Genomic DNA, 23,237 nt, shown 5'->3' on the forward strand with positions numbered 1-23,237 from the left:
GACACGGAGCGCCGGACACGGAATTGCGACGCCGCTCGCAAAGGTCTGTCCGAAGCCAAGCGCCGCGACCGCCAAGCCCTCTACCGGCAGACCCGCTGAGGAGCCCCGCCATGAGCATTCGCCTCTTCGAGCCCAGCTATATCTTCATCGACGAACGGCTGAACGCCTTCCTCGGCGATCGGCTGTCGTCCGTGATCGCCGTGGTCGAAGGCCCGCTGCGCGTCGCGCTGGTTCTCTATGTGCTGCTCTACGGCTACGCCATACTGCGCGGGGCGATCAGCGAACCGGTCATGGATTTCGCGATCCGCTCCATCAAGTTGGCGCTGCTCCATGCGCTGGCGACCACGGCGGCTTATTCCGGCTTTGTCACCCAGCCCCTGTTCGTGGACCTGCCGAACGCCCTGACTCAGGCGATCAGCGGCTCGGGCGCGCCCAATGTGGGGGCGGCCTTCGATCAGTTCCTTGCCTATGCAGGGTATCTCAGCGAGACCATCGCCCGGGAAGGCTCGGCCTTCGACCCCGCGCCCTACATCGTCGCGGCGGCCGTGCTGGTCATCGGAGCCCTCGCCTGCGCCCTGGGTTTCGGCGTCGTCATGGTCGCCAAGCTGGCCTTGGCGCTGCTCGTGGCGCTCGGACCGATCTTCATCGCCGCGGCCCTGTTCGACGCCACCCGCCGCTACTTCTTCGGCTGGCTCAGCCAGGCGGTGAACTACCTTGTCCTGTTCGCCCTCATGATCACCATCTTTCAGTTGGTGCTGGCCCTGGTGCGCGATCAGTGGGCCGCCATCGAAGGCCATGATCCGATGGTGGGCGGGCTGATCTTCATCGCCCTGTGCCTGCTCGGGGCGATCTTCTTTCTCCAGACCCCGGCCATCGCCGCAGGCGTGGCGGGCGGCGCCAGCGCCGGCCTCGCCGACTTCGCCAACGCCGCAGCCCTCGGCTCCAGCCGCTCCGGCCGCGCCTCCGGTCCCGTCGAGGCGGGCCGGGCGCCGCCGCGTGGCGGCGGCTCCATCCGACCTCAAGGACGCTGACCCATGCGCATCCCGCTTCTTCTCATCGCCTCGCTCCTTGCCGCCGGCGGCTGCGCCGCGATCACGGCAGATCCCCTGCCGGTCTGCGACGGCCGGACCCGCCGACCGGCCAACCCGTACGGCTCGGTGCTCGCGCCGCCCTCTCCTACGGCGCCCGAAACGGCAACGGATATTTCGACGCCCGCCGGCGGCGCGCCGGGAGGCTGCGCATGACCGGCGTCCCCTCCGATGAGCTGAAGCGCTATTTCGCCGAGGCGAAACGCTGGGACCAGGATCGGCTGGCCTCGGCCGTCCGTTCACGACGCCTGGCCTGGGCCGCAGCCGCCGCATCCGCCGCCCTCGCCGGCGCCGCCGTCCTCGCCGTGGCGGGTCTGACGCCCCTGAAGACGGTCGAGCCCTTCGTCATCCGCGTCGATCAGGCGACCGGCGCGGTCGATCTGGCCCGGAGTCTGTCGGAGGAGAGCGGCCCGGTGCGCTATGAGGAAGCGGTCAGCAAATACTTTCTGGCGCAGTACGTCCGCGCCCGCGAAGGCTATCTCGACGCCGCCGCGGAGGAGAATTTCCGCCTGGTCTCCATCCTGTCCGGGCCGACCGAACAGCGGCGCTGGGCCGATCTGTTCCGAGGAACCAACCCTGCGAGCCCGCAGAACCTGTACGGCCTCCAGGCTGAGGCCTCGGTGTCGATCCGGGCCGTCGGCTTCATCAATCCCGAGGTGGCCAACGTCCGCTACCGTCGGACGGTCCGCCGCGCCCAGCAGGTCGAGGAGAGCGACTGGATCGCCACCATCGGCTTTTCCTACACGCGTGCGCCGATGACCGAGGCCGACCGGCTGCGCAATCCCCTGGGCTTCCAGGTGCGCTCCTATCGTTCCGATCCGGAGGTGATCCGATGAGACCGCCCGCCGCGCTGTTCGGCGCATTCCTTCTCGCCCTGGCCGCGCCCGCCCTCGCCCAGGACGGCCGCATCCGCGAATTGACCTATGCGCCCGACGTGGTCCACCGCATCGACGGCGCCTTCCGCACCGCGACCCAGATCATCTTTGCGCCGGACGAAACCATCCGCCATGCCGCTGTCGGCGACAGCGTCGCCTGGGAGGTGGCGGCGGAGGGCTCGGTGCTGTTCCTGAAGCCTCGCGAACGTCACGCCCCGACGAACCTGCTGGTAGTCACTGAGCGTACGGGCGGCGATCTGCGCCACTACGTCTTCGCACTCGACGCGCGGGCGACGGCCGCGGCCGTCCATCAGGTCCGCTTCCGCTATCCGGCCGATGAACACGCCGCCGCCGAAGCCGCCCTGGCCGAGGCGGCCGAGGTGGCCGAGACCCGCCTGATAGGGCTGGAACTGGCCCAAGGCGCGATCGAAGGTCCCCGCAACCTCGCCTGGTCCGCCCAGGGCGACGCCGCCCTCCAGCCCAGCGAAGTCAGCGACAACGGCCGCTTCACCGTCCTGCGCTTTCCCGGCGGCCAGGCCGTCCCGGCCATCTTCGAAACGGACGGCGGGACCGAGCGGCTCGTGCCCTATGACGTGCGCGGCGAGTTCGTGGTCATCCACGGCGTCGTGCGCGGTCTGCGCCTGAGGCGGGGCCGGGCGGTCCTCTGCCTCTATAACGAGGCGTTCGACGACCGGGCGGGCGCGACGGGCACGGGCACGGCTTCGTCACGGGTCGAGCGCGTCCGGACGGGAGGCGGGTCATGAACGCCGATGATCCGATCGGCCCCCTCGGCGACGCAAACGCCTCCGAGGCCCCGACGCCCGTCAGGAATCCGCCCGCTGGCGACCGGGTCATCTCGCCGGTCGCGGGTCGATTGAGCGGTCCGAAAAGCCGCTGGATCACCCTGGCCGCGCTGACGGCGGGTTGCGGCGCCCTCCTCTTCGCCACCTGGGACCGGGGCGACCGCCCGCCCTCCGAAAGCGCCGACGAGCCGGCCCGTCGGTTCGTGCCGTTCGAACCCGCCCGGCGCCGGCCTGAGCCGCCGCTGCTGAGCACCTCGGACCCTTCCGCCCCCTCATTGACGGGCGAACCCGTCGTCCCTGCGATCGACGGCGCCGCCTCGGCATCCCCTGAGGCTCACGGTCCGTCGCCCGAAGAACAGCGACGTGTTCTGGCGGAAAGCGCCCAGCGGGCGCCGGTGCTCGCCTACAGCCGCTCCGGCCCGCGGCCGACCACCGGCCGCACGCCTGCGATCGAGCATGCCGTTCCCGGCGAAGCGACCGCCCTGGACCGGTTGCGTCAGGCCGGTTCCATCGAGCGGGCCCGGGCAGACCGTCTGTCAGACCGTCGCTTCCTCATCACCGCCGGGTCGACCATTCCCTGCGTGCTGCAGACGGCGATGGACAGCGCGACGCCCGGATTCGCCGCCTGCATCGTGCCGCGCGACGTCTGGTCAGACGACGGGTCCGTGGTGCTGATGGAGCGCGGCACGCGCATTTTGGGGGAATACCGCTCGGGGCTTCAGCGCGGACGCGGCCGGCTGTTCGTGCTCTGGACCCGCGCCGTCACCCCGGACGGCGTGACCGTGACTCTGGCCTCGCCGGCCGCCGATGGGCTTGGTCGCGCCGGTTTCGACGGCCGCATCGACTCCCATTTTTGGGAGCGTTTCGGCGGCGCCCTGCTGCTCAGCATCGTCGACGGCGCGACGTCCGCCGCCCTGGACCTCGGTGCCGATCGGTCCGGCATCCGCGTCCCCTCCGACGCCGCCTCGACAGCCCTTGAGGACTCCGTCGGCATTCCGCCCACCCTGAGGAAGGATCAGGGCGGCGAGGTCTCCATCTTTGTGGCCCGGGATCTCGACTTCGCCTCGGTCTACCGCCTGAAGGCGCGGTGATGGGCGACACGGCCGTCCTCGACCACTACCTCGCGCCGCTCCGGCCGCTGCTCGCGCCGGACGACGTCACCGAGCTGGTCGTCAACCGCCCCGGAGAGGTCGGGGTGGAGCGCGCGGGGCGTTGGGTCTGGCATGAGGCCCCGGCGCTTTCCGAGCCCTGGCTGCGGACCCTGGCCGTGGCGGCCGCCGCCTATACCCGTCAGGACGTCGGCGACGACCGTCCGATCTGCTCCACCGTCCTGCCGGGCGAGGAACGCTGCCAGATCGTCCTACCGCCGGTGGCGCCGCAGGGTACGGTGTCGCTCACCATCCGTAAGCCCTCGCGGCGTCGGTTGACGCTCGAGGATTTCCGGGCCGGAGGGCTGTTCGACCGGACGGCTGCGGCGCGCGGAAGCGAGATCGATGAGACGGACGCCGAACTGATCCGCCTGCGCGACCGAGGCGACTGGCCCGACTTCTTCCGCCTAGCCGTCGAAGCCCGCCGCAACATCCTGGTGTCCGGCGCCACCGGCTCCGGGAAGACCACCTTCGCCAAAGGGCTGATCGAGCTGATCCCGCCCGAAGAGCGGCTTCTGACCATCGAGGATGCGCGCGAACTCGTCGCGCCCCACCGCAACATCGTCCACATGACCTATTCCAAGGACGTACCGGGCTCGGCTCATGTCGGGCCGAAGGCGCTGCTGGAGAGCGCGCTGCGGATGCGGCCGGACCGCATCCTGCTGCAGGAGCTCCGCGACGGCACGGCCTTTTTCTATCTGCGCAACGTCAACTCCGGCCATCCGGGCTCGATCACCACGGTCCATGCCGATTCCGCCGCTCTGGCCTTCGAGCAGCTGACCCTGCTGGTGCGGGAATCCGAAGGCGGACGCGATCTGCCCCGCGACGACATCCGCGCTCTGCTCCATCTGCTGGTCGACGTGGTGGTGCAGATGGAGAAGTCGGGGGGCCGTTTCCGCATGACTGAGGTCTGGCATGACCCGCTCCGCAAGCGCCGTGTTGGGTCCTGACGCCGCACGATGGGTCGTCGGTCTCCTGGCCGCCTCCCTGCTCATCATCATCGGCGGCGGAACCATCGCCCTGATCGGTCTGGGCCGGTTCACGCCGGACCTGGATCCCCTTAAGGCGCCCTCCTGGTTCCTGTACTACCGCCATGACCCCGATGTCCGCCGCTGGCTGATGATCGGGGCCGCCTCCACCGGCCTGTCGGTCCTGCTGGCGGGCGCAGGGGCGGCCCTCTCCCGCCGGCGTCCTCTGCACGGCGCGGCCCGGTGGGCCACGGCGGCCGAACAGCGCACGGCGGGCCTGCGCGCCCGCGAGGGGATCATCCTCGGCCGCGCCCCCGGCGGCGGTTTTCTGATCACCGACGGCCCGGAGCACGTGATGCTCCATGCACCGACCCGGACGGGAAAGGGCGTTGGGATCGTGATCCCCAATCTCCTGGCCTGGCCCCATTCGGTCGTGGTGCTGGACATCAAGCGCGAGAACTTCACGGCCACGGCCGGCTACCGCGCCGGACACGGTCAGCGCATCCTGATGTTCGACCCCCTGGCGTCGGACGGCCGCACCGTCCGGTTCAACCCCCTCGGACACATCGACCGCTCGGACGACGCCGCCGTACTCGACGAGCTCCAGCGGATGGCGGTCATGCTGTTTCCGGGCCATGATCACGCCGATCCCTTCTGGTCGGAGGCCGCCCGCACAGGCTTCATCGGCGTCGGCGCCTATGTGGCGGCGAGCCCGCCCCTGCCCTTCACCCTGGGCGGGATTTTCCGTCAGCTGATCGCCGACGATCCGCGCACCCGCTTTCCCAAGGCCGTGGAAGCGCGACGCCGCTCCGGCGCGCCTCTGCCCCCCGCCTGCGCCTCCGCTCTCAACGATTTCTGCGCATCGAGCGAGAACACCTTCGCCTCGATCCGCCAGACCATCACGACCCGCATGGGGCTATGGCTGAACCCGAGGGTGGATGCGGCGACGGCCGAAAGCGATTTCGACCTCCGGGACCTGGGACAGGGACGCATGTCGCTCTATCTCGGCGCGACGCCCGACAACCTGCTTCGCGTCGCTCCCCTCTACAGCCTGCTGTTTCAGCAGCTGGTCGACCTCAACAGCCGCGCTCTGCCGGGTCCCGACGACAGGCCCGTTCTCGTGCTGCTCGATGAATTCGCCCGGCTCGGTCCGGCCCCTGTTCTGGCCCATGCCTTCTCCTGGGTCGCGGGTTACGGCATTCGGATGCTGCCGGTGATTCAGAGCCCGGCCCAGCTGAGAGCGATCTACGGCGCCGACCTGGCCGAAGACATTTTCGCCAACTGCGGCGTTGAAGTGGTCTTCGCGCCCAAGGATCTGAAGACGGCTCAGGACCTCAGCGAACGCCTGGGCGCCTACACCTACGCCGCCCTCAGCCGCAGCCGCCCCCGGGGGCTCGGCGCCGGCCGCCGGACGATCACCGTCTCGGACCAGCGGCGACCGCTGATGCTGCCTCAGGAGCTCATGCGCCTGCCCGCCTCGACCCTCCTCGTCCTCAAGGCGGGTCTCCCCGCCGTTCGGGGACGGAAGATCGCCTACTACCGCGAGGCGGTCTTCCGTCGCCGCCTGCGTCCGCCGCCGGACATCCCTCAGCTCCCGCAATGTCCTTCCGGTTCACCCATACCGCCGCTCACGACGTCCGAAGAAGATGCAGACGCGGATCTGGACGCGATCGTCCGGGCCTTCGCCGAAGAGGGGCTGCCGCCGCCGGCTCACGGCTCTTCGGAACGGGAGGTCCGAGACTGGCTCGACCGCGTCATGGCCGCGCCCCAGTCTCCACGGATGGAGCATGAACCATGACCGAGCGGCAGCAGGCTCCGTTCGGTCGGCGCGAAGACGACGCGTCCGCCAACCGGATCGGTCCTGAGCGCGCACGCGCCGGGGAAGCCCCGGCCCGTTCGACCTTAAAAGGCGACGTGCCTCAGCCGATCCTGGACCGCTATCTGGTCGAACGGGACCTGCGCGGACGCGCCGAGCGCTTCTACCGCGATCACCGCACGTCCGACGCGGCCTTCCGCGATGCCGGTCGACGGCTGACCACCGACCTGGCCTATCCCGACACGATCGCCGACATGCTCAAGGTCGCCCGACATCGCGGCTGGACGCGGCTGAAGGTCGAGGGCGACGAAACATTCCGCCGCGAGGTCTGGATCCAGGCGCGCGCTCAGGGCCTGGACGTCAACGGCTACCGCCCTCGGGATCGCGACCGTCAGGCTGCGGGCCTGCCCTATGCACCGCACCATCAGGGAGAGCGCCTTCGCAAGGCGGCTGCCGTCGTCCGCTCCCTGATCCCTGATGTTGAGGCTCAACGGCGCCTCATAGCCCATGCCGTGATGCGGGCGGGCTTGTCCTCCGACCGCGACCATACGCTCGAGAAGCGAGACCGCGGACACGCAAGGAAATGAGCCGTCATACCTTCACCCCGCAGGAAACCCGAAGTGCAGCGTTCGTACAACACTGCTAGATAAATACTCCGCCATTAACCCCCAGTCCGGACGGCCTGTGGATAAGTGCCTCAACCTGAGGAGGCGGCGATGGGCCAGTTATACTTCGGCGACAATCTGGACATGCTCCGCAGCCATTCGGCCGATGAGAGCGTGGACCTGATCTACCTCGACCCGCCCTTCAACTCGAAGGCGCAGTACAACGTCCTCTTCAAGACCCCGGCCGGCGCTGCAGCCGACGCTCAGCTCGAGGCGTTTCAGGATTCCTGGCACTGGGGTGAGACGGCGGAAGCAGCGTTTGCGGACGTGGTCCGATCCGGCGGCGCCGCCGCCCGAATTCTTTCCGCTCTGCGCGTTTCCCTCGGCGAGAACGACATGATGGCCTACCTCGCCATGATGACGGTCCGCCTTATCGAATTGCACCGCGTCCTCAGCCCGACCGGCTCGCTCTTCCTGCACTGCGACCCGACCGCCAGCCACTATCTCAAGATCATCCTGGACGCCGTTTTCGGGCCGGTCCGCTACACCAACGAGATCGTCTGGAAACGCAGCGACGCTCACAACGACGCCAAGCAGGGCTCGAAGCACTTCGGACGCATCCACGACGTCCTGCTCTTCTATCGGAAATCGGAGGGGGCGCCTTTCAACGTCGGCTATCGCCCCCTGCCCGCCACCACCGTCGAAAAATGGTACCGTCACATCGAGCCGGAAACGGGTCGGCGGTACAACAAGGGGGATGTGACGGGACCCGGCGGCGCCGCGAAAGGCAACCCCTTCTACGAATGGAACGGCATCTCGCGGCACTGGCGATACAGCCGTGAGAACATGCAGCGGCTGCACGACGAGGGTCGGCTCGTCTACAGCGGTTCGGGAATGGCCTACCAGAAGCGGTATCTTGATGAGAGCAAGGGCGTGCCGCTTCAGGACTTCTGGGACGACATCCCGATGCTCCGCGGTCTCAACGGCTCCGGAGAGCGACTGGGCTATCCGACACAGAAACCCCTGGCGCTTCTGGAGCGTGTCATCCTGGCCGCCTCGAACGAAGGCCAGACCGTGCTCGACCCCTTCTGCGGGTGCGGCACGACTGTGCACGCCGCTGAAAAGTTGGGCCGGAACTGGATCGGCATGGATGTCACCCATCATGCGATCACGGTAATCGAAGACCGTATGGCGGCGGCCTTTCCGCAACTGAAGCTGTCGGTCGAAGGGCGTCCCCGCGACTTGGCGTCGGCGCGGGATCTGGCCCGCCGGAACAAGTATCAGTTCCAATGGTGGGCCAACTGGTTGTTCGGGGTCGATCAGTATCGTGAGCGGAAGAAGGGCGCCGATCGGGGGATCGATGGAGAAATCTTCTTCCTCAACGGCCCCCGCGGCGTGGGCCGGATCATCATCTCCGTGAAGGGCGGCGAACATGTCGGAGTCGACGCCGTCCGGGACCTCCGCGCCGTGGTCGAGCGTGAGAAGGCCGAACTGGGCGTTCTGGTCACCCTGACCGGACACACCCGCCCGATGACGACCGAAGCCTCAAGCGCCGGCTTCATTCAGACCGCCCACGGCGAATTCCCCCGCCTCCAGCTGGTCGCCGTCCAGGACCTGTTCGAGGGCAAGCGACCGCGTCTTCCCGTACGGGCGCCCTTCGAACAACTGAAGGCGGCGGCGCCCCGCCGTAAAACCAAGGACGACCGCCAATTGGCCTTTACATTCGCTCTGGAAGGCGGCGGCGCGGCCAAGACCTCGGACGGCGACGTCGTCGTCCTTAACCCTTGGCGCGCGGCGGCCGGCGGTTAGAGGACCGCGTCTCGAGCGTCACACGGAGACCGTCCTGATCAGCCGCGCCTTCCGATGCTAGGTCAGGCGTCAAATCGCGGCGAACCGGCGGTAGCTCAACCGTGAGGTTCGGGCCGGAACGTCCTATGATCGCCACCCTGCCCCGGGTTCGATTCGTTTCGGGCTCTTCTCAGATCAGACGGACCTTTCGCACTCATGGCCCGATACAATGCTCATCACGACGTCGAGCCGATCTACGCGATCGTCGAGACCTGGCGGGACCGCTCGCTGATCGGCGACCAAGCGCTTCTGACGGATGAGACGGAGGTCTGGTCATCACCAAACATCATACGCGTGTCCGCAGCCTTCAAAGGCAATCCCGACGCAGGTTCCGACACCTTCCTAGTGAAGCTGGAAAGACAACTCGCCGCTCTGGACGACGCGGCCAAGCAGCTCGCCGCCGACATGCTCTATGTCATGCTTCTGTTCCCTTCGAACATCGGAGCCAGGAAGAAGCGCGAGAATCTGGACGTCATCCTGAGCTGGCGGTCGAGCCCCGCGGCCCTGAACACGGCCCTGCTCGAAGACGGCGTGCTCGGCGGCGTCGGCTCGGCCGGGATGGGCTATAATCAGAACCGGCCCTTCGAGTTCGGCTACTTCCTCGATTTGATGATGGCTCTCAAATCGACAACGCCGGACGAACGTCGCGAGATCCTCAGGGAGCCCTGGGCCTTTTCCCGTTTTCTTACCCGGGTGAACGCTCCCGGAAAGCAGCTGGCCCACATCCTCGAGCACCTCCTGTTTCCTGATACGTTCGAACGCATCTCGAGCGGTACGGACAAGGGGCGGGTGCTGATCGGCCTGACCGACGAGCCGCCTGCGAAGATCAAGGCTATGGACCGGGCGGACCGGGATCGGAGTCTGTCGGCGCTGCGTCGGCGGATCGCGGAGGAGCGCGGACCCGACTTCGATTTCTACGATGAAGAGTTCAGCAGCAGGTGGCGTGATGCTGGCAAGGCCGGGCCCCAAGCGCCCGCTCCCGGGAATGCAGCGGTATGGGCGGAGGTCACGTCGCTTGAACATGGCCACGGCGGCCCCGGTTGGGAGCTGGGGTCATGGCTGTGGAGTCCCACGACGTCGACGGACGGCGCGGACCGTTATTCCGTCATGCGTGGGCCCGCTCCGGGCGACACCGTCTATCACCTGGTCGCCGGTCTTCCCGGCCGCCCGCCGCGACAACGCTGGCTCTGGGGCCGCTCGGTCGTCGCCAAGCCGGTTGAAACCTTCAGCGAGCGCCCGAGCGCGCCGGGCTCATGGGGCGACGCTGAGGCGTACTACAAGATCGCCCTGGAGGGCTGTGAACCCCTGAGCACGCCGATCCCGATGGACGAGATCGAAACCCGCCACCGGGACGATATCCTGGAAGATCTAAACGAGCGCCCGAAACACTATCCCTACGCCAGGTACGGCGCAGACTTCCGCGGCAGCCAGGGGATCTACCTCTCGAAGCTCTCCCATCGCCTGGCATCCGCCCTGGCGTCGCCGTTCGACGATCCTGAAGCCGATGCAGCGCCTGCCGATGCGGGTGATCGTCGACCCTACACCAGCGCCGACGCCGCTGAAGAAGCCTTCATCCCCAAGTCGGAAATCGATGAGATTCTCGAGCTTTGGGAAGCGAAGCTCAACATCATCCTTCAGGGCGCGCCGGGTGTCGGCAAGTCGTTCATGGCGAAGCGGCTGGCCTACGCCCTCATCGGCGAAGCGGATCCGGATCGGGTCGAGACCGTCCAGTTCCACCAGTCCTATGCCTATGAGGATTTCGTCCAGGGCTATCGTCCGACGCCGGACCGAGGCTTCGCGCTGCGCGACGGCGTGTTTCTGCGCGTGTGCGACGCCGCCCGCAAAGATCGGAGCCGCCGTCACGTCCTGATCATCGACGAGATCAACCGCGGCAATCTGTCGAAGATCTTCGGCGAACTCATGCTGCTGATAGAGCCCGACAAGCGGGGTGCCGAATGGGCCGCGCGGCTTGCCTACGCGGACACGGCCGCTGAGCGTTTCCACATCCCCGACAACCTCTTCATCATCGGCATGATGAACACAGCCGACCGGTCGCTCTCGATGGTCGACTACGCGCTGCGGCGTCGCTTCGCCTTCGTGCCCCTCAGACCGCAGTACCGATCCGACCGCTTCGCGGCGCACCTGCGCGGCAAGGGTGTTCCGGACGAGATCATAGACCGCATCATCGCCCGGATGTGCGCGCTGAACGACGAGATCGCCGCCGACGTCCGGAATCTGGGGCCGGGCTTCGAAATCGGCCACAGCTTTTTCGTGCCGGCCCGCGGGGACGTGTTCGGGGAGGCCTGGTACGAGCGGATCGTGAAGACCGAGATCGCGCCTCTGCTGGGCGAGTACTGGTTCGACGACAGCGACAAGGAAGCCGAGGCCCGCCATAGACTGCTCGCGCCGGCGCCGTGACCATTCCGATCCGGAACCTCTATTACCTCTTCTGCTACGCCTGGGAGCGCTATCCCGAGAACGGCGCGGTCGAGGTCGGCATCGAGGACTGCCCCGATCTGCCCAATCTGTTCGCGCGCGTGCTCGTGAACGGCCTGAACCGGCTCCTGCGTCGAGGCCTCGACCGCCAGTATCTCTCGGCCGAAGACGAGTTGCGCGCCCCCCGCGGCCGACTGCTGCTGGACGAGACCCTCAAATCCGGCAGCCTGGACAGGGGCGCCGTCGTCTGCCGTTTCGACGAGCTCAGCGTCGATGTGCTGCACAACCAGCTGCTCAAGGCCACGATCCGTCTCCTGCGACGCGACGCCCTGGTCCGACCGGACCTTTCCGTCGCTCTGGGCGCCGTCGAGAAGCGTATGGACTGGGTCAGCGACATCCGGGTCACCACGGACCTGTTCAGCCGGGTTCAGCTTTCGAGACACACCGGCCAATACGGAGAACTCCTCCGCCTCTGCGAGTTCGTATGGCGTTCGGCGATGCCGAAGGAGGGCGGCGCCGGATCCCGCTTCGGGGACATCATCCGTGACGAGACCAGGATGTCCGCGATCTTCGAACTGTTCGTCCTGAACTTCTTCCGTCTCCACGCCGTCGGATACGCGGCCGGGCGCGAGAACATGCGTTGGAACGTGGGTGAGGACGGTTCGGGCGATCGTTCTCTCATCCCGATCATGCGCACCGATCTGACCCTGCGGTCGGAAAAGCGGATTCTGGTGATGGACGCGAAGTTCTATGCGGAACCGTTCGTGCGTTCGCTGGGCGGGCCGAAGATCAATTCGGGGCATCTGTATCAGTTGTACGCCTACCTGCGGCACGCCGGACGGGGAGCGACAGACAAGCCCGTCGCCGGCGCCCTCGTCTACGCCTCGCCTCGCGGACGTTCGATCCAGAGATACCAAATCGACGACCATGACGTGACGGTGGCGACCATCGATCTCTCACAGCCCTGGCCCGCCGTTCATGCGGACATGCTCGACGTGCTGCACCCGACCAGCGCCGCAACTTCCGACCGCTAACGCACAGATCAAGTTCAACGTCCGCCGTCTGAGACAATGGCCCTTACGACTTATCAGTTGCGGGTTTTAGGAGGCGTCGTTCCGTCACCTTCACCACTGTCCTTGGTTGCCAGATGTGACATGGCGCCCCATATTCGTGACCGAAGGGGATTCCATGACCGGCGAAGAAATGAAGGCACTGCGCCAGCGGACAGGGCTATCTCAGGCCGTTCTGGCTTCCGCGATCGGAATGTCGAGAGAAAGCATCGGGCGGATGGAGCGTAGCAATAACGCGGTCGAGCGCCGCACTGAGCTCGCACTGCGCTACATCGCGCTAAAGGGCCTCCCGAGCGAACGCTCGCTGAACACAGTGCACGACGAGGTTGCCCGCGTTCTGGATGACGCCGCGATCCGCGCGACGCCCTCCATCGAGCGAACCGAAAAGCTCAAACAGGCCTTCGAGGATTGGACCGCGGTGGGCGGCGATGACGCCGGCCGACAGCTGATCCATCGCGCCCAGGGTGTGATCGGCCTGATCAATGTCACCGATCCCCGCGACGGCGCTTGGGGTCAAGTCATGAGCGACCTTTCGCAGGTGAAGCGAGACTGGGCGGCGGCGAAGCCATGACCGGCTTGACGACCGCGCCGCAGACCTCCGAAGCCCTCCCCGGCAAGGGCCTGATCATCGCTTTCGATGCCTTCGTCGAAGGCGCGCTGCAGACGGCGCGCGGCCGACTGGCGGATCAACCAGCTGTCACACCGTCCCATCCCCTTTTGAACGGGGTCCCCTACTCCGTCTTCCGTCGAGAGATCGACATCGACACCCGCCGGGAGATCGGCGCGTTCTTCTCCAGCGGCGATATGGCTGCCGCCCTAGCGAAAATGATATCCGGCCGCATCAAGGACGACGGCCTGGTGCTTGACCCGACATGCGGCATCGGCGATCTGCTGTTAGCGCGCGCCGCCGACCTGCCTGTGGCGGACACGCTGGAGAGCACGGTCGCCGCTTGGGGAAAACAGCTCGCGGGCTTCGACACGCGGTCTGACTTGATCCGTCTCTGCAAGGCTCGCCTGTGCCTTATGGCGCGAGCACGTGGCGGCTTCACAGACGAAATCGACCCACTTGCCGCCTTTCCTCTGATCATCGAGAGCGACATGATGGCTCAGGAGAGTGATAGTCTTCTCGCCCGTGCCGACGCCATCCTGTTCAATCCACCTTTCGGCAAGACGACCTGGGCACGGAAGCTCGGCTGGGCCGCTGGCGAGATCAACGCGGCCGCGATCTTCCTGGACCGCCTGACGGCGGCGATCCGCCCCGAGACGCCTATCGCCGCCGTCCTTCCGGAGGTCCTGCGTTGCGGATCGCGATACGAGCGCTTTCGCACCACCCTCACAGCGCGCGGCTATGATGGCTCCTTCAAGGTCGAGGGCCGCTTCGACGCCTGGACCGATGTCGATGTCTTCACGACTCTTCTGATCCGCACAAACAGCCCAGCAGCTCTCTGGCGCACAGATATCGCCGACAGCGGATGCACGGTCGATGACTTCTACGAGGTCCGGGTCGGCTCCGTCGTACCGCATCGCGATCCAGTAACCGGTCCATCACGAGCCTATATCTGCGCCAAAACGACGCCCGCCTGGGACGCTGACTTTAAGCCCGAGACCCGTCGTCCTTACGCGGGGCGAGTATTCGCGCCGCCGTTCGTTGCAATCCGGCGGACGTCGAGCCCGAGCGACAGGTTCAGGGCCGTTGCAACGGTCGTGACTGGGAAGGACCCGGTCGCGGTCGAGAACCATCTGCTTGTGGCTCTCCCCCGGGACGGAACGCTCAAAGCCTGCAAGGCCCTGATGCGCGCGCTGCGGGCCGAGCGAACCAATGCGCGGCTGAACGATCTGATGCGATGTCGCCATCTGACGACCGGCGCAATTAAGACGCTGCCGTGGATCGACGCCGTATGACCGAACGCCTTCGCTTTTCCCCGTCGATCCTCGCACGGCTTGGAGAGGAGTTGGTGCCTGACGCTGACCAAGGTGTCATGGAGCTGGTAAAGAACGCCTATGATGCGGACGCCACGCGGTGCCGTGTCCACCTGACCGCGACGAGCGCCCCGGGGGGGGCGATCGAGGTGTCTGATGACGGCGGCGGAATGACGGCTCATGACCTGAAGCAGGGCTTCCTGATCCTCGGGCGATCGCGAAAAGTCTCGGGGGACCTGACGAAGGTTTTCAAGAGAGTGCCGGTCGGTGACAAGGGCCTCGGCCGGCTTTCGGCCTTGAGGCTTGGACGTCGAGTTCGCGTGACGACCCGACCGATCGCCGAGCCCGGCGTGGAGTTCATCCTTGACCTCAACTGGGACGCCTTCGATGCTGCGGAAGCAGTCGAGGACGTTCCGATCGTCGTGGCCCGCAACCGTACGGATCGATCGCCGGGCACCGAGATCCTGATCGAAGACCTACGAGCACCGTTCACCCGGGGAACAGCCGACAAGCTGGCGCGCAATCTTCTGCTGCTTTCGGACCCGTTCAAGGACGCGGACGACAATAGCGGTTCGGGCGATCCGGGCTTCACTGCCGAACTGCTGGCACCAGAGTACGAAGATCTCCAGTCAAAGGTCGAAACCGCCTATTTCCGTGACGCGGACTTCCGCATCGTCGGAGACCTGGACGCCAAGGGACAGGCGCGGTTCGCCCTTCTCGACTGGAAGGGAGACATTCTCCATGAGGCCATACAGAAACAAACCTATGCGGTGCCGCCGTTGCGGTTCGACCTGTGGTCGTTCGTTCTCGAAAAGGCTCGCTTCTCGAACAAGACATCGACCCTTCCGGAGGTGCGAGCCTGGCTCAAACATATCGGCGGGGTTCATATCTATCAGGACGGCATTCGAGTCCCGCCCTACGGGGGACCCGGGAACGACTGGCTCGACCTGAACCTGGCGCGCGTGCGCAGTCCGGAGTTGCGTCCCGGCACCAACACCTCGATCGGGCGCGTCACCGTCACGAACCTCGACGGCGCCCTGATCCAAAAGACTGACCGCGTCGGCTTCGTTGAGAACGCCGCCTTTCAGCAGCTCCGACAGTTTTGTCAGGACTGTCTGAGCTGGGCTGCGCGTATGCGTGTCAGCGATCGAGAGAACAAGCGGCGCGCCGAGCGGGACGATGTCAGCCGGACGTCTGAGCGAGCGACAGCCTCATTGGACGCCGTACTTGCCAAGGCAGTTCCGGTCACCCAGCGCAAGCAGGTCGATGTCGCGATTTCGCGGGTGTTGAAGGCGTCGGAACGCGAGACCAAAGTCCTGCGCGAAGAGCTGCAGCTCTATCGCTCCCTGGCCACCGCTGGCATGACCTCTGCCGTCTTCGCCCATGAAATCGGCCGCCCGCTCGAGCTGCTCGACACCAATCTTACCTCCCTGATCAATATGATCCCGGAAGACCGACGCGAGGACGCCCAGAGGCGCGTCGGGCGGATCGATCGCGCGCGCGCCCGTCTAAACTCCTTCGTCTCCATCCCCCTCAAGCTTCTGTCCAAGGGCAAACGCCGGTCAGGCCGCATCGACGTCAACAATTGCGTCGCCAACCTCATCGAGCTGCTCGCCCCTATCCTGGAGCATTTCAATGTCACGGCGCGCTATGAGCCGACGAACACCCGGATCGCCATCAACGGCAGCGAAGCCCTGCTCGAGGGCATTCTGCTTAATCTGATCACCAACTCGCTGAACGCTTTCCAGCGGCGTCGCAATGATGATAGCGAGCGGCTCCTGCGGATCGCCACAGCCTATGACGGGGACGTCCTGTTGATGGTCGAGGACAATGCCGGGGGAATTCAGGATCTCGATGTTAAGGAGATCTTCCTGCCCGGGGTCACCTCGACGTCGGACGGCACCGGGTTCGGCTTGACCATTGTTCAGGACTCAGTCTCTGACTTGGGCGGACGCATCGACGTCGATCCATTGACCGCGTTCGGCGGGGCCTTGTTCACCGTCAAGCTGCCCTCGACACGCGACCTGTTCAGGTGACGCCGTGCTGGCTTTCAACGATCGAGTAGCTGTAATCGATGACGACGAGGATGGTCGCGACACCATCATCGATGAACTCGGTGATCACAACTACAAGGGCGTCGCGATCACCGGTCGATACGGCAGCGACATCCAGCGTCTGTTGAGCGAGATCGAGGCCCAGGACCCCGGCTTCGTCATCTGTGATCATCGTCTGACCGCCCAGCAGTTCGCCTCGTTCAACGGTCTGCAGGTCGTCGAGGCGCTGATCGCCCGCAAGCGCCCCGCTATGCTGTTGACGACCTTCCAGGACCCGGAGCGGATCACCCTTAGGGCCGCGCGGTCACGCGTGCCGGTCATCCGCGGACGCGACGGGTTCCGGATTGAGGAGATCGCGCGCCTGCGCGACCTAGTCCAGATGGAGATCGACCAGAAGCCGGTGGCCAGCCGCAGGCCGCATCAGGTTCTGTTGCGCGTCGAGGCGGTCCGCACCCAAGAGGTCGATGTGGTGGTGCCCTCCTGGCGACGGGACCACGCCCTTGTGGTGCCCCGGACCCTGTTGGGCCCGGCCGTGCGAAACGTCGTGAAGAAGGGCGATTATCTGCTCGGCGACGTCAACATCGGCGCCGCCCACGAGGACGAGCTGTACTTCGCCAACCTGAACGAGATCGTTCCCCCGGCCGAGGGGTTGGAATGAGCGACGTCCTTCTGCTCGATGTGGGGCACGGGAACTGCACCATCGTGCAGGGCAGCGGGTCGGTCGCGGTGATCGACGCGCCGATCGGCTCGGCCCTTCTCGACACCCTGGACGAACTCGGGGTCACCCACGTCGAGCACGCCCTGATCTCCCACGCCGACGCCGACCACATCCAAGGCATTCTCGCGCTTCTGACCAGCCGGCGCTTCAGCGTGGGCGCGCTGTATCTCAATCCCGACAGGGACCGGACGACCACGGCCTGGCGGGACCTCGTTCACGCCGTCTCGGTGGCCGAGCGCACGGGCGCGTTCAAACCCTACACCGCTCTGAACACCGCCACGCCCGGTGTCCTGCAGGTCGGCGATATAACCTTGACTGTCGCTTCGCCTTCGGCCGCGCTCGCCTTGTCCGCGGTCAAAGGAGTCGCCCCGCAAGGCGGGGTCAACACCTCCAACACCCTGTCAGCGGTCATCAAGGTCGAGCGCACTCCAGACATGGGAGTTCTCCTGGCGGGGGACCTCGACGGCGTCGGCCTGGTCGACGTGCAGGCCTCGGGCGCCAACGTTAGGGCCTCGGCGCTGGTCTATCCTCACCACGGCGGCCTGTCCGGATCCGCCAAGGCCAGCACCTTCGGCCAGGCGCTTCTGCGATTGGTTGGTCCGGCCCAAGTCTATGTCTCCAACGGACGAAACAAGCACAGCAACCCGCGTCCGGAGGTAGTCTCCACCATTCTGGATCACGGCTGCGGTCTGGCTTGTACTCAGCTCGCCAAGTCCTGCGGCGACCCCGCTTCGGCGGATCATCTCGAAAAGTGGCCCGCCGCAGGCCGGGAGCACCTACACAGTTGCGCCGGCACCATTTCCCTCAGGCTGGAGCCAACCGGCGCGGTCCGAGATGCCGAGCGCGAAGGCGAGTTCCGGATCTTTGTCGGGGCGAAAGTTAGCTCGCCCATGTGCCGACGCTCACGCCACTAGGGTCAGGCTAGCTCAGCCTTCCCTGGCCTCGCCGTTCGCTGTCGCCTTCCAGATTGACCCAAGTGCGTGCCGATTATGTCGGCGGGGCCTCGGCGGCAGCAGGGACATGATCCGACCGGCCGGTGCAGAATCTCGTGGTTGGCGCCGGGCAGCACGAAGGGATTGAACTTCGTGAGAGTGCCCTGCAGGTTGGTCAACAGGGCACTGACATTCTCTGCGCCGGAGCAGCGAAAGATGAATCCGCTCTGCTCCGCCACTTCGCCATAGGCGTGGCGCTCGATCCATTCGATGCGCCTGCGTCCGTCGCAAATATAATGGCGCACGCCGAAGGTCAGTTCGGTGGCGGCTGGCACGATCCGGGTCATGGCCGCTGGTATTTGAAAGCCCTGGATTGCCAAGATGAAGGGCGTGCCAGCCATTCTAGGGCCGCCGTTCACGAGTTGCTCGCGACCTCTCTTCGTTCCGACGATCTCTTGCTGGACCTCGGACGTGTTTCATCAAGGCGAAACCCAGACCCCGGTCCTCCGGCCGGTCAGAGCCCGACAGGGCGACGGCCTCGGCGGCGAGCGCTCGGCGAATCAAACCCTGCCTCTTCCGCTGCCTGTGCTCCCATGGTGCCGCCTCTCCACTTCTTGCAGCATCAACCTGATCGGCGCCCATCAGGGCGTGCGGCGCAGGCGCCCCCTTCTCCCAATCCCGCTCCCGCATCTTCCGCACTGGCGTGCGCTCGGCCTTGTGGAAAACGCCGCGCGCCCGGCGCGGACTGGACTCCGCCTCCACACCGCGGTCGCGCAGAGCCTGAGCGAAACGCTGGCGCCAAACCTCCAGGTCCGCCTTTCGCGGATTGAACCGACAGCCATCCGCCCCCAACGCCCTCACCGTCAGATGCACGTGCGGATGACCGCCTTCATCATGAAGGGCGAACACGTAGGGGAAACGATCACCGAACGCCTCCGCCGCGAAGGCTCGAGCTGCATCATGCAGCCGCAACGCATCCGTGCCTTTCGGCATGCTCAGCACGATGGAGCGGGACAGAGGACGATCCCGTCGTCCGCCCGGCTCCAGCGACGCCTCCGTCGCCCAATCCGACGCCAGCACCTTCACAGCCGCCCGCCCCTCAAGTTGCTCCCCATCCGGCCCCTCCAGGGTCAGCTTGCCGTTGCGGCTGATGTAATCGAGGTGCCGCATCAGGTGACCGCCATCGCGGGTACTGCCGGTGACTTTGACCATCACTTCCGGCGCGCGCCGGATGATCCGTGCGAGCTGCGCATATGCCGCCGCGTCACCCGCGCGCCCGGGCGGACGTAGCACTGGCCGAGTGATGCGCGCTCTGCGGACGTCGACGGGCGGCCGCAAAGCCTCTTCGAACCCGAGCGGTCGACGGAAGTCAGTCATGACTCCACCGACCAGTACGCCAGGTTGCCGACGAAGATCTCATTCAGCCCGCCCAGATGGCCGCGGATTTCGGCGGCGAAGGCGGCCAACTGGGCCACCTCCAGGTCCAGAACGGTGCCTTCCATAACGGCCGCGTTCAACGCACGGGCGATCTGATTGATGTTGACGCCGATGCGGTGGAGCTCCCGCCGCACGCTGATCAGGGCCATCGCTTCCGGAGGCGTCAATTGCAACCGCCCCTGCAGCCGTCGCCGGATGAGCATGACCACCCACTGGGTTCGCAATAGCCCCGCTCGGCCCGCCTCGGCCTCCAGCAGGGCCATGTCCGCGTCCGTCAGGCGAATGGTCAGTTTGGCCGATTTCGCTCCAGGTGGGGCTGGTCCATCCGCTGGCAGGGGCGCCTGCGCGGCCGCCTCCATGACCGCCCGCAGGTAACGTGACCGTCCGCCACGCGCGGCCGCTGCCGCGTCGAAGCGGCGGGCTAGGTCGGACGGAAGACGAAGAGTGATACGGTCCATCGGGTAGCGGGTCTGTCAGACATTGCCGGCGCAAAGCCTATCCTGCCCTAGACCGCGAACAGCCTCGCCCCGCAGGCCTACGGAGGTTCCCCCCCTCCCCTCGGCGGCCGGATCCGGCCGCTCGCCCGCCGCCCTGAAGGGCGCCCCAACCGAGGGCGGCAGCACGACTACCCTCATCCCTCTCCCCATCGTCTGACACCCGAGCAAAGAAAAAGCCGCGCCCGATCAGGACGCGGCTCAGACTTGGCGGCGATGTCGTCAGCCCATTAGGGATGCGCCTCATGCAGCCAGGCGACCGCCCTCTGCGCTTGCGCCGCCGCCGAGAACAGAAACCGCTTGTCGGCTTTCAGCACCTCGAGCCAGTGGCCGAGATAGGCGGCGTGGTCCTCTCGCGGCTCCAACTCGAGCCCGAGGTCGGCGCAGAGGAAGGCGGCGCCCAGTTCAGCGACGAGCTCCTCGCGGGCGTAGGCCCGGGTCGACCGGCTGAAGTCGCGAAACAAGCGGGATTCGTGACCGGTCCAATGGACGCACTCATGACCCAGCGTGGCGTAATAGGCGCCCGCGTCGCGGAAGGTCTCGAAGGCCGGCATCTGCACATGGTCTGAAGCCGGCACGTAGTAAGCGGCCGATCCGCCGTGGCGGATGTCGGCGCCCACTCCGGCGAAGAAGCGCTCGACCGCTTCCAGCCGTGCATCGGGATTGGCCGGCTCCGGCGATATCAGGCGCCAGGCGTCCGGCATGTCGTCGATCTGTTCGACGTTGAAGACAGTGTAAGCCTTCAGGAACGGAATACGCTGTTCGACCTCCTCGCCGGCATCGTCGGTTTCGGTGCGGACGATCTGGTTGGCGTAGACGACCGTGGAGCCCTTCTCACCCTTGCGGACATGGGCGCCCAGCGCCAGCGCCTGACGGAAGGTGATCCAGGTCGGCGAGGTGAAACCCCGACTGAAGGCCTCCGACCACAGCAGCAGGATGTTGATGCCGCTATAGGGCGTGCCGTCATGGCGGAGCGGACGGGTGACCGGATGGCCTCCGGTCCAGGGCTGCATCCACGGCCGGACGCCTGCCTCCAGTTGGTCGATGATCTGATGCGTGATCCGGGCGTAGATGTCCGGACGAGCGGGATCGGCGGGGCGCGTCATGGCGGCCTCCTCGGATTGGATTGTTCGGATGAAGGGGCGGCGACGCGACCAACGCGCCGCCGCTCCGGATCAGCGGGACCAGATCAGGCTGTGCCCGCCCTCGACCTCGACCAACGAGGCGTAGATCGGCGCCGGGAAGCTGGGGTCGTCCAGCTTGACTGCGAGGTATTCCCGGTTCTCGCGGGAGATCTTCCTCCAGGCGGCGCCGAACTCGGTCTGGCCCGCGAAGATGCGGTAGTCCGGCGCCTTGCCGTCCGACTTCTCGTTCGGGTGCAGGGTCGCGCTCTTGACGTTGAGGGTCAGTGTCTTGATCGACCCGGTGTAGCCGTCGCCCTGGGCGGTGAAGGTTCCGATGGCGGCCATGTCAGTCTCTCCTTTGCTGTCGGGCCACGCCTGTCGCGGCCTCGATGGCGATCGGGAGACCGGGGGCCGGTCGGCGCGCAGAGCGAGCGCAGTCGAGCCCCCACAGCGCAGCGGAGGACCGGAAGCGAGAGTTTCTTGTCCCGCGAGGAGGCCGTCAGGCCGGGGAAGAAAGTCGAGCGCGCGGTTGCGCCCAGCCGACCGGCTTCCGGTCAGATCCCTTTCGAGAGGCCGCACCGCGGGCGCGAAGCGACGGAAACGCAACGCCTGCCCCGGCACATCCCCGACGAAGAGCGACTGGCGTTCCGGGTGAACCTGCGTGGGAGCCGCGCACAATCGATCTGCATCGCCGGATTGAAGGCGGCGCGCATGGTTCGCGTACAGTCATAGCCAGTTTAGCGGGCGCTGGTGCTCAGCCTGATGGAGCCTTTGCGCCACCAGGCCGTCTTCGTGCGCGGGCGACACCCGAAATCTTCGGGCGCCCGCTGATCAATCTTGCGTCAAGGAGCAATCTCAATCCGGCGCGACGTACTGGGCGAACTCGCCCTGCAACGGGATTGCGAAGGCATCCGCCAAAGCGACAACCTGAATTCCGATCGACTTGCGCAGCGCCTTCAGCGCTTGTTCGAAGTCGACCCAATCAGGATTCCCGGAATCGCAGCGCAGCATCACCAAGTCCAGCCGCTCCACGCTGTCAAAGAAGTGGCGAATGGTCTGACCCAGGGCGACAATCATCACGTCCAACGGACCGCCCGCCCGGCATTGGCGACGCAGGTCCGTTAGGTCATGTCGCAAGTTGTCCAACGACTGGCGCACGCGATCGGGAAACTCCGCATCGAACCTCGCCCAGAAGACCCGTCGGTCTTCGACCAATGCCACGACCTGCTCGGCGACGTCAGGCTCCAAACGACCAGCGCGCAGCAGTTCCAAACTCTCCGCCCAGCCCTTCTGGCGAATCTCGGCGATCATCGTGTCGTGGGTATGTTTCCAGGTCTTCAGGGTTTGGACCGGATAACCAGCCTCGTCCTTGTCGACTATGTCGCCGCACTCTCGGCAGAGCCACAAGCCGTTGTCGGCGGAGCGCCGCTCAGCCTCGGTCTGGTTTGAATCATAGCGCGCGAACCCCGGAGAGGCTGCGCAGATGTGGGCGGCGTGACCGGTCTTCAAGCCGCGGCTGGAGACGGAGCGCGGCCCCGCCGTCAAACGTAGACAGAACGGATTGGAGCAGAAGTACGCCGCACGCATAGCAAGCTCGCGCTTGACCGGTTCGGGGAAGTTGTCTCGGGCCATGGGTAGCTCGTTGGTAAAAGAGTTGTCTGTATCGGGAGACGTTAGATCTCCGATGTCAGCGTTCACTAAATAGGTCGAGAGCAAAAGGTGCGGGCGTTGGAACCTCTGTGTGGAGGCCCGGGACTTTCAGGTGGCGCCGCGACGATTTTCCGGCGAACCGGCCCTACGGCGAACAGACGACGCCCTATAGAACCGGCGCCCGCAGCGGCTAGCGTAGCGATAATGTGGGCTATAGCCTAGGTACGCGCTGTTCGAGGCCTTTCGACTCT

The 23,237-nt window shown here is 66.1% G+C and carries 22 protein-coding genes; 16 read left to right on the forward strand and 6 right to left on the reverse strand.

Annotation, left to right across the window (positions count from 1 at the left end; genetic code table 11):
* Positions 1 to 110 precede the first annotated feature (110 nt).
* The 16 genes from ACI2KI_RS03200 to ACI2KI_RS03275 all read left to right on the forward strand — a co-directional run bounded on the left by ACI2KI_RS03200 (position 111) and on the right by ACI2KI_RS03275 (position 18,263).
* Positions 111 to 1,031, forward strand: coding sequence for a type IV secretion system protein (locus ACI2KI_RS03200; protein ID WP_404617667.1), 921 nt, complete (start codon positions 111 to 113; stop codon positions 1,029 to 1,031).
* Between the two features lie 3 nt (positions 1,032 to 1,034).
* Entirely contained in the window at positions 1,035 to 1,244 is a 210-nt protein-coding gene (locus ACI2KI_RS03205; protein ID WP_404617669.1) for a hypothetical protein, read from the forward strand.
* Positions 1,241 to 1,924: a virB8 family protein gene (locus ACI2KI_RS03210; protein ID WP_404617671.1), complete on the forward strand. Its 684-nt coding sequence runs from the start codon at positions 1,241 to 1,243 to the stop codon at positions 1,922 to 1,924. Before ACI2KI_RS03205 ends, ACI2KI_RS03210 begins: the two co-directional genes overlap by 4 nt.
* The gene (locus ACI2KI_RS03215; RefSeq protein WP_404617673.1) at positions 1,921 to 2,727 is read left to right on the forward strand and encodes a TrbG/VirB9 family P-type conjugative transfer protein; all 807 of its coding nucleotides are present in this window, start codon (positions 1,921 to 1,923) and stop codon (positions 2,725 to 2,727) included. Before ACI2KI_RS03210 ends, ACI2KI_RS03215 begins: the two co-directional genes overlap by 4 nt.
* Positions 2,724 to 3,857 carry a type IV secretion system protein VirB10 gene (virB10, locus tag ACI2KI_RS03220; RefSeq protein WP_404617675.1) on the forward strand — a complete coding sequence of 378 codons (1,134 nt, stop codon included), beginning with the start codon at positions 2,724 to 2,726 and terminating at the stop codon, positions 3,855 to 3,857. Before ACI2KI_RS03215 ends, virB10 begins: the two co-directional genes overlap by 4 nt.
* On the forward strand, positions 3,857 to 4,864 hold the full coding sequence (gene virB11, locus ACI2KI_RS03225; RefSeq protein ID WP_404617677.1) for a P-type DNA transfer ATPase VirB11: 1,008 nt from the start codon (positions 3,857 to 3,859) through the stop codon (positions 4,862 to 4,864). Before virB10 ends, virB11 begins: the two co-directional genes overlap by 1 nt.
* Positions 4,830 to 6,680, forward strand: a complete 1,851-nt coding sequence (locus tag ACI2KI_RS03230) for a type IV secretory system conjugative DNA transfer family protein (RefSeq protein ID WP_404617679.1) — start codon at positions 4,830 to 4,832, stop codon at positions 6,678 to 6,680. The genes virB11 and ACI2KI_RS03230 overlap by 35 nt, the downstream gene beginning before the upstream one ends.
* The gene (locus ACI2KI_RS03235; protein ID WP_404617681.1) at positions 6,677 to 7,285 is read left to right on the forward strand and encodes an LPD7 domain-containing protein; all 609 of its coding nucleotides are present in this window, start codon (positions 6,677 to 6,679) and stop codon (positions 7,283 to 7,285) included. Before ACI2KI_RS03230 ends, ACI2KI_RS03235 begins: the two co-directional genes overlap by 4 nt.
* A 129-nt stretch (positions 7,286 to 7,414) precedes the next feature.
* Complete coding sequence (locus tag ACI2KI_RS03240) at positions 7,415 to 9,112, forward strand: site-specific DNA-methyltransferase (protein ID WP_404617683.1); 1,698 nt, start codon at positions 7,415 to 7,417, stop codon at positions 9,110 to 9,112.
* 195 nt (positions 9,113 to 9,307) lie between these two features.
* On the forward strand, positions 9,308 to 11,569 hold the full coding sequence (locus ACI2KI_RS03245) for an AAA family ATPase (RefSeq protein ID WP_404617685.1): 2,262 nt from the start codon (positions 9,308 to 9,310) through the stop codon (positions 11,567 to 11,569).
* On the forward strand, positions 11,566 to 12,621 hold the full coding sequence (locus ACI2KI_RS03250) for a hypothetical protein (protein WP_404617687.1): 1,056 nt from the start codon (positions 11,566 to 11,568) through the stop codon (positions 12,619 to 12,621). Before ACI2KI_RS03245 ends, ACI2KI_RS03250 begins: the two co-directional genes overlap by 4 nt.
* 154 nt (positions 12,622 to 12,775) lie before the next feature.
* The gene (locus tag ACI2KI_RS03255; RefSeq protein ID WP_404617689.1) at positions 12,776 to 13,228 is read left to right on the forward strand and encodes a helix-turn-helix domain-containing protein; all 453 of its coding nucleotides are present in this window, start codon (positions 12,776 to 12,778) and stop codon (positions 13,226 to 13,228) included.
* A complete protein-coding gene (locus ACI2KI_RS03260) occupies positions 13,225 to 14,559 on the forward strand; it encodes an N-6 DNA methylase (protein ID WP_404617691.1) in 1,335 nt (444 codons plus the stop codon). Before ACI2KI_RS03255 ends, ACI2KI_RS03260 begins: the two co-directional genes overlap by 4 nt.
* A complete protein-coding gene (locus ACI2KI_RS03265; protein ID WP_404617693.1) occupies positions 14,556 to 16,613 on the forward strand; it encodes an ATP-binding protein in 2,058 nt (685 codons plus the stop codon). Before ACI2KI_RS03260 ends, ACI2KI_RS03265 begins: the two co-directional genes overlap by 4 nt.
* Positions 16,614 to 16,617: 4 nt before the next feature.
* The gene (locus tag ACI2KI_RS03270; RefSeq protein ID WP_404617695.1) at positions 16,618 to 17,289 is read left to right on the forward strand and encodes a hypothetical protein; all 672 of its coding nucleotides are present in this window, start codon (positions 16,618 to 16,620) and stop codon (positions 17,287 to 17,289) included.
* On the forward strand, positions 17,286 to 18,263 hold the full coding sequence (locus tag ACI2KI_RS03275; protein WP_404617697.1) for a ComEC/Rec2 family competence protein: 978 nt from the start codon (positions 17,286 to 17,288) through the stop codon (positions 18,261 to 18,263). The genes ACI2KI_RS03270 and ACI2KI_RS03275 overlap by 4 nt, the downstream gene beginning before the upstream one ends.
* Positions 18,264 to 18,265: 2 nt before the next feature.
* On the opposite strand, the gene ACI2KI_RS03280 is transcribed toward ACI2KI_RS03275, so the two are convergent.
* From ACI2KI_RS03280 to ACI2KI_RS03305, 6 genes are all read right to left on the reverse strand, one after another.
* Entirely contained in the window at positions 18,266 to 18,682 is a 417-nt protein-coding gene (locus tag ACI2KI_RS03280; protein ID WP_404617699.1) for a hypothetical protein, read from the reverse strand.
* A gap of 1 nt (position 18,683) precedes the next feature.
* Positions 18,684 to 19,658 carry a relaxase/mobilization nuclease domain-containing protein gene (locus ACI2KI_RS03285; protein WP_404617700.1) on the reverse strand — a complete coding sequence of 325 codons (975 nt, stop codon included), beginning with the start codon at positions 19,656 to 19,658 and terminating at the stop codon, positions 18,684 to 18,686.
* Complete coding sequence (gene mobC / locus ACI2KI_RS03290; RefSeq protein ID WP_404617701.1) at positions 19,655 to 20,176, reverse strand: plasmid mobilization relaxosome protein MobC; 522 nt, start codon at positions 20,174 to 20,176, stop codon at positions 19,655 to 19,657. The genes ACI2KI_RS03285 and mobC overlap by 4 nt, the downstream gene beginning before the upstream one ends.
* 266 nt (positions 20,177 to 20,442) lie before the next feature.
* Positions 20,443 to 21,318 (reverse strand): ArdC family protein, encoded by an 876-nt coding sequence (locus ACI2KI_RS03295; RefSeq protein WP_404617703.1) that lies wholly within the window; start codon positions 21,316 to 21,318, stop codon positions 20,443 to 20,445.
* Positions 21,319 to 21,387: 69 nt separating this feature from the next.
* Positions 21,388 to 21,681: a DUF736 domain-containing protein gene (locus ACI2KI_RS03300; RefSeq protein ID WP_404617705.1), complete on the reverse strand. Its 294-nt coding sequence runs from the start codon at positions 21,679 to 21,681 to the stop codon at positions 21,388 to 21,390.
* A 510-nt stretch (positions 21,682 to 22,191) separates the two neighbouring features.
* A complete protein-coding gene (locus tag ACI2KI_RS03305; protein ID WP_404617707.1) occupies positions 22,192 to 22,968 on the reverse strand; it encodes a hypothetical protein in 777 nt (258 codons plus the stop codon).
* Positions 22,969 to 23,237 lie beyond the last annotated feature (269 nt).

The organism is Brevundimonas sp. NPDC046655 (assembly GCF_044901625.1).
GTDB lineage: Bacteria > Pseudomonadota > Alphaproteobacteria > Caulobacterales > Caulobacteraceae > Brevundimonas.